The sequence below is a fragment of the Herbaspirillum lusitanum P6-12 genome, from assembly GCF_000256565.1.
Classification (GTDB): Bacteria; Pseudomonadota; Gammaproteobacteria; order Burkholderiales; family Burkholderiaceae_D; genus Herbaspirillum; species Herbaspirillum lusitanum.
This window is the reverse complement of sequence record NZ_AJHH01000579.1, coordinates 1-5,332: the sequence shown is the minus strand read 5'-3', so window position 1 is coordinate 5,332 and position 5,332 is coordinate 1. Positions and strand designations below refer to the sequence as shown.

Genomic DNA, 5,332 nt, shown 5'->3' with positions numbered 1-5,332 from the left:
AGCGGGGCTGCAATTTGCAGCCGTCCTTCAGCTTACTCCAGACCTGTCGGGCCGCCCACGGCTTGCGGATAGTTGCGGCTGGCATAGCTGACGATCAGGTCGCTGATGCGATTGAGCATGTCGCGGTCGGTTGCGCCGAACGAATACGCTGCACCCATCGCGCTGGCGCGCTGGTAAAACACTGGCTCGGCAATCACTTTTCCGGAAACCGCATCGCTGTACCGTACCTTCATCACCACGGCCGAGCTGCCGGACAATGCGCCGGTGAAAATTCGCTTGGCCGTGCCGATCAGTTTGATGTCGACGCAAATCGGTTCGATGATGAGCTTTTGCGATGTCGCGCCAGTCTTCTTTGCATTCCAGTTCTTCAGGAGATCGCCCAGCCTGGTGTCGAGCCGGGTCTGGATCGCCGCCAACGCAACGTCGCCGCCGCTCTGCTTGGCGCAGATTTCGTTGGTGTTGATCGGTTTCAATTCAAACGACGAGAAGGTCGACAGCGCTGCGCTCGGCGGCGGGTTGACGGTTTCCGTAGGCGTTCTGACGGTGGTGGCGCAGCCGGCGAGCAGGGCAATTGCGGTGATTGCCACGGGCGCGTTTATTTTTGTTGAAAACATGAGGTTCCTGAAAGTTAGGGAGAGGGTAAGGCGGGGCTCCTGAGTGGCGCACACCCGGATATGCAATTGCGGATGATGTCGGATTACTTGTCGGCGATTTTGACAAAATCGCCCTTCAAGGCAACACCGGCAATGATGGCGCCTGCGTGGCATTCGAACTTGCTGGTGCTGGCCATCTCGTCTTTCTTGTAATAACTGACGATATTGACCACCGCATTGGCGCCCAATTGCCTGGCGCGTGTTTCGAATGCGAGGAGGGCGGAAAGGAATGCCCAATTGCAGGCAACTTCGTCGGACTTGCCGAAGGAGTTGGTTTTGCGATTGGAAAAGTCGGTGGCCAGTTTTTCGAGGACCGCCGGATGCGGCTGGTCTGCAAAATAGAACTTCACGGTCCCGCTCAACTTGCTTTCGGCGTCCTTGGTATTGAGGCCTTCTTCAATGGACAGGAGATGCTTGGTGTCGCGCGCCTGGACCGGCAGGCTCGCGATACTCAGGATGCCGGCGGCAATCAACAGGGAGCAGATTTTTTGCATGGTTTTTTCCTTTTCTGGTGGATGGGCGCCGCTCAGGCGTGGCGTTTGAAAATCAGCGACGTATTGATCCCGCCGAACGCAAAATTGTTCGACATGATGTATTCGCATTCGAGACGGCGACCTTCGCCGGCGATGTAGTCGAGTTGGCCGCATTCCGGATCGACGCGGGTCAGGTTGATGGTTGGGGCGAACCAGTTGGCGTGCATCATCTCGATGCTGAGCCAGGCTTCCAGTGCGCCGCAGGCGCCCAGCGTGTGGCCCATGTAGCTCTTGAGCGAACTGATCGGCGTCTTGTCGCCGAACACGCGCGCGGTGGCGTTGGACTCGGCGACGTCGCCCTGGCGCGTGCCGGTGCCGTGGGCGTTGATGTAGCCGATCGCAGCCGCGTCGAGTCCGGCGTCGGCCAGCGCCATGTCGATGGCGATCTTCATGGTGTCGGCGTTGGGATTGGTGACGTGGCTGCCGTCGCTGTTGGTGCCGAAGCCCACAATCTCCGCATAGATGCGGGCGCCGCGCGCCCGTGCATGTTCCAGGTCTTCCAGGATCAGCGTGCCGGCGCCTTCTCCCAGCACCAGGCCGTCGCGCTGTTCGTCGAACGGGCTGGGCGTGATGGCCGGCGTGTCGTTGCGCACGCTGGTGGCGTACAGCGTGTCGAATACGGCGGCTTCCGAGGCGCACAGTTCTTCCGAGCCGCCGGCGATCATGGCGATCTGGCGGCCGCTGCGGATCGTCTCGTAGGCGTAGCCGATGCCCTGGCTGCCGGAGGTGCAGGCGCTCGAGGTGGTGATGATGCGTCCGGTGACGCCGAAGAACACGCCCATGTTGACCGGCGCGGTATGCGCCATCATCTTGAGATAGGTGTTGGCGTTGATGTTCCGGGTGCTTTTTTCCGTGAACAGCATGCTGAAGTCGGCCACCGCGCTGGGCGTGCCGGCGGAAGAACCGTAGGCGATGCCGATGCCGCCGTTGCGCAGCAGGGGGTCGTCGAGCAGGCCGGCGTCGGCCAGCGCCCATTCGCTGGCGCGGGTCGCCAGCAGCGCAACGCGGCCCATGCTGCGCGTGCTCTTGCGGTTATAGCGCTCGGACAATTCGAAGGCGGCGGCCGGTGCGCCCAGGCGCGTATGCAAGCCGTTGTATTCATCCCATTCGGGCATCCGCACGACCGCATTGCGATAGCTGCGCAGGTGTTCCTGCGCGCTGCGCCAGTCGTTGCCGATGGGGCTGATGCCGGCCATGCCGGTGACGGCGACGCGGCGTTCCTGCCGATGGCGAAGGTTGATGCTCATACCAGGCCTCCGTTGACCGAGATGACCTGGCGCGTGATGTAGGCGGCGTCTTCCTGCATCAGGAAGCTGACCGCGGACGCGACTTCTTCCGGCTTGCCGGCGCGGCGTGCGGGAATCAGCTTGAGGATGTCTTCCATCGGCAAATCATCGGTCATGTCGGTGTCGATCAGGCCGGGCGCGACGCAGTTGACGGTGATGTTGCGCTTGGCCAGTTCCAGCGCGAGCGCCTTGGTGGCGCCGATGATGCCGGCCTTGGCGGCGCTGTAGTTGACCTGGCCGCGATTGCCGACCATGCCGGAGACCGAGGCCAGCGTGACGATGCGGCCCGGCTTGCGGCGCTGGATCATCGGCATGACGAGCGGATACAGCACGTTGTAGAAACCATCCAGATTGGTCTTGATCACGCTGTCCCAGTCGACCCCGGGCATGGCCGGAAAGGCGTTGTCGCGCGCGATGCCGGCGTTGCAGACCACGCCGTAATAAGCCCCGTGTTGTTCAACGTCTTGCAGCAGGATGCCGGAGGTCTGCGCGCGCTCGCCGATGTCGAATTGCAGCACGCGCGCGCTGCGTCCCAGCGCCTCGATTTCTTTCGCCACCGCGTCGGCGGCATCGCGCCGGCTGTGGCAGTGCAGGACGATGTCATAGCCGTCGCGCGCCAGGCGCAGCGCAATCGCCTTGCCGATGCCGCGGCTGGAGCCGGTGACCAGGATGGTGTTGTTCCCCGAGTTTGTCATTGTGGGCTTTCTTGTAGAAACTCCCTGGTGTCATGCGGCTGGAAGACCGAGATCGTCGCCTGCGCCAGTTGTTGTTGTGAGTCTGCGTCGCGGATGCTGCAGGCGAACGATCCAAGACCGTTGTCGGCCTGCAGCAGTTTTTCGACCTCGACGTGCAAGGTGCTGCCGGTGGCGAAATACGGCACGCTGGCGTCGTAGCGGCGCGAACCGAGCAGGAAGCCGATCCTGACCGCTTCACCGCGCTGTTGCGCATGATAACCGGCCCAGGCGGCGATCGCCTGCGCCATGTATTCGATGCCGACCCAGGCGCCGACGCCGGTTCCGGTTCCGGTCAGGAACAGGCTGTCGTCGACGATGGCGACTTGCGCGCACAGCTTGTCGGCGTCCACGCTGATCACGCGGTCCAGCAGCAGCATGGGCGCGGCATGCGGAACCAGCGCGGCGATCTGCGGAAATTGTTTTTCAGTCTGCATTGCCGCCCCTTCCAAGAATCAGGGCGGCGTTGCTGCCGCCGAAGGCGAACGAATTGCTCAGCACATAGCGCGGCGGTCTTCCCAGCGATTCTCCGACCCGTACCGTATGCAAGACCGGCAGTGCCGGATCGGCTTGGCCGTCCCACAGGTGCGGCGGCAATATCCCGGTGGGATTGTCGTCCTGCATCGTCAGCCAGCACAGCCCGGCTTCGATGGCGCTGGCCGCGCCCAAGGCGTGTCCGGTGAAGGATTTGGTTGAACTGACCGGCGTTTTTGCGCCGAACAGCTGGTGGATCGCTTTCGATTCCATGGCGTCGTTTTGCAGTGTCGCGGTGCCGTGAAGATTGATGTAGTCGATCTGCTCCGGCGCAATGGCGGCGCGTAGCAATGCCTGCCGGATTGCCAGGGCGGCGCCGACGCCTTCCGGATCGGGGGCGGAAATGTGATGGGCGTCGGACGATTCGCCCCAGCCGCACAAGGCGACAGTGGCGGCAGCAGCTTCGGAGGTCATCAGAAACAGGGCGGCGCCTTCGCCGATGTTGATGCCGCGGCGATTGATGCTGAGCGGATTGCAGCGCTCGGCGCTGACCGAATCCAAAGACGAGAAGCCGGCGATCGTGAAGTCGCACAGCGTATCCACGCCGCCGCTGATGACGGCGTCGCACAGTCCCATGTTGATCAGGCGCGCGGCGCTGGCCATGGCCTTGGCGCTTGACGAGCAGGCGCTGGAATGGACATAGGCCGGGCCGCAGAGGCCGAGCGTCATTGCCAGCGCGGCGGCGGGCGAGCCGAGTTCCTGCTGGCCGTAATGGAATTGCGCGGGGAATTTCCCGTGGGCGACATAGTGCCTGAAGGCCGCTTCGCCTTCTGCAATGCCGGAGGTGCTGGTGCCGAGCACGACGCCGATGCGATCCGGGCCGAAGCGCGCAATCAGGGTCTCCACTTCAGGACGTATCTGCGCCAGCGCCGCCAGCGCGACACGATTGTTGCGACTGCGTTCCCGCAGCGGCAGGTGTGCCGCCGTGGGCAACTCTTCGTCGGAAAAAGGAATGCTGCCCACGATGCGCGGGGCATCCTCGTATGCATGGCGCCCGCTGGTGCGCAGCCCGCTGTCGCCGGCGAACAGGCGCTGCCGGATGCCGGCATGCGTGGCGCCGAGCGAACAAATCATCCCCAATGCGTTCAGATAAATCGTCATGGTGCAGTGACAACCGATTGTATGGTCAGCTTGTAGAGATAGCGAAAATTGGTCAGGACCACCTTGCCGCCCCAGGCTTTGCGGTCAGGATAATCGATTTGCGCGATGACTTCGCGGTGCAGCAGCAAGGTCCGCTGCATGTCGTTTTCCTCAAGCTCCCAGCCGGGCGGCAAAGCGGCGCGGAGGGCGGCGGCCGGCCACAGTGTCAGTTGCACGTCCTGCAACACGTCTTCGCCCTGGACTTCCTTGGGCAGCATGAAGTGGCGCCAGGTTTTCAGTTCCTTGCCGTCGTAGTGCAGGGACATGACGCGCTGGCCGAACGCCAGGCCGACCAGGTCGAGACGATCCGGCTCGATTTCGAGCACGGTGTCGATTTCATCGGTGCGGCCGGCGCGCTCCACGGTCAGGTGTTGCTGCAGGCTGAGCGAGGCGCCGAGCGAGGCCGGCGACAGTTGCAGGTGCACGCGCGCGCGCGCGCGCGCGCGCGCGCGCGC

At 63.3% G+C, this 5,332-nt stretch carries 7 protein-coding genes; all 7 read right to left on the bottom strand.

Annotated features, from left to right (window positions below; translation table 11 throughout):
* Window positions 1-32: 32 nt before the first annotated feature.
* Window positions 33-587 carry a hypothetical protein gene (locus tag HLUSI_RS0119200; RefSeq protein ID WP_016835491.1) on the bottom strand — a complete coding sequence of 185 codons (555 nt, stop codon included), beginning with the start codon at window positions 585-587 and terminating at the stop codon, window positions 33-35.
* A gap of 110 nt (window positions 588-697) precedes the next feature.
* On the bottom strand, window positions 698-1,147 hold the full coding sequence (locus tag HLUSI_RS0119195; RefSeq protein WP_016835490.1) for a hypothetical protein: 450 nt from the start codon (window positions 1,145-1,147) through the stop codon (window positions 698-700).
* A 32-nt stretch (window positions 1,148-1,179) separates the two neighbouring features.
* Window positions 1,180-2,433, bottom strand: coding sequence for a beta-ketoacyl-ACP synthase (locus HLUSI_RS0119190; protein ID WP_016835489.1), 1,254 nt, complete (start codon window positions 2,431-2,433; stop codon window positions 1,180-1,182).
* Window positions 2,430-3,167, bottom strand: a complete 738-nt coding sequence (gene fabG / locus HLUSI_RS0119185) for a 3-oxoacyl-ACP reductase FabG (protein ID WP_016835488.1) — start codon at window positions 3,165-3,167, stop codon at window positions 2,430-2,432. The genes HLUSI_RS0119190 and fabG overlap by 4 nt, the downstream gene beginning before the upstream one ends.
* Window positions 3,164-3,640: an ApeP family dehydratase gene (locus HLUSI_RS0119180; RefSeq protein WP_016835487.1), complete on the bottom strand. Its 477-nt coding sequence runs from the start codon at window positions 3,638-3,640 to the stop codon at window positions 3,164-3,166. Before HLUSI_RS0119180 ends, fabG begins: the two co-directional genes overlap by 4 nt.
* Window positions 3,630-4,838 carry a beta-ketoacyl-ACP synthase gene (locus tag HLUSI_RS0119175; RefSeq protein WP_016835486.1) on the bottom strand — a complete coding sequence of 403 codons (1,209 nt, stop codon included), beginning with the start codon at window positions 4,836-4,838 and terminating at the stop codon, window positions 3,630-3,632. The genes HLUSI_RS0119180 and HLUSI_RS0119175 overlap by 11 nt, the downstream gene beginning before the upstream one ends.
* The coding region (locus HLUSI_RS0119170; protein ID WP_016835485.1) for a DUF3261 domain-containing protein at window positions 4,835-5,332 on the bottom strand (498 nt) is incomplete at its 5' end. The genes HLUSI_RS0119175 and HLUSI_RS0119170, both read right to left, overlap by 4 nt.

Excerpts from the sequence above, each read along its gene's own strand:
- HLUSI_RS0119180 (WP_016835487.1), bottom strand. The coding sequence starts at position 3,640 with ATGCAGACTGAAAAACAATTTCCGCAGATCGCCGCGCTGGTTCCGCAT.
- fabG (WP_016835488.1), bottom strand. The coding sequence starts at position 3,167 with ATGACAAACTCGGGGAACAACACCATCCTGGTCACCGGCTCCAGCCGC.
- HLUSI_RS0119175 (WP_016835486.1), bottom strand. The coding sequence starts at position 4,838 with ATGACGATTTATCTGAACGCATTGGGGATGATTTGTTCGCTCGGCGCC.
- HLUSI_RS0119190 (WP_016835489.1), bottom strand. The coding sequence starts at position 2,433 with ATGAGCATCAACCTTCGCCATCGGCAGGAACGCCGCGTCGCCGTCACC.
- HLUSI_RS0119195 (WP_016835490.1), bottom strand. The coding sequence starts at position 1,147 with ATGCAAAAAATCTGCTCCCTGTTGATTGCCGCCGGCATCCTGAGTATC.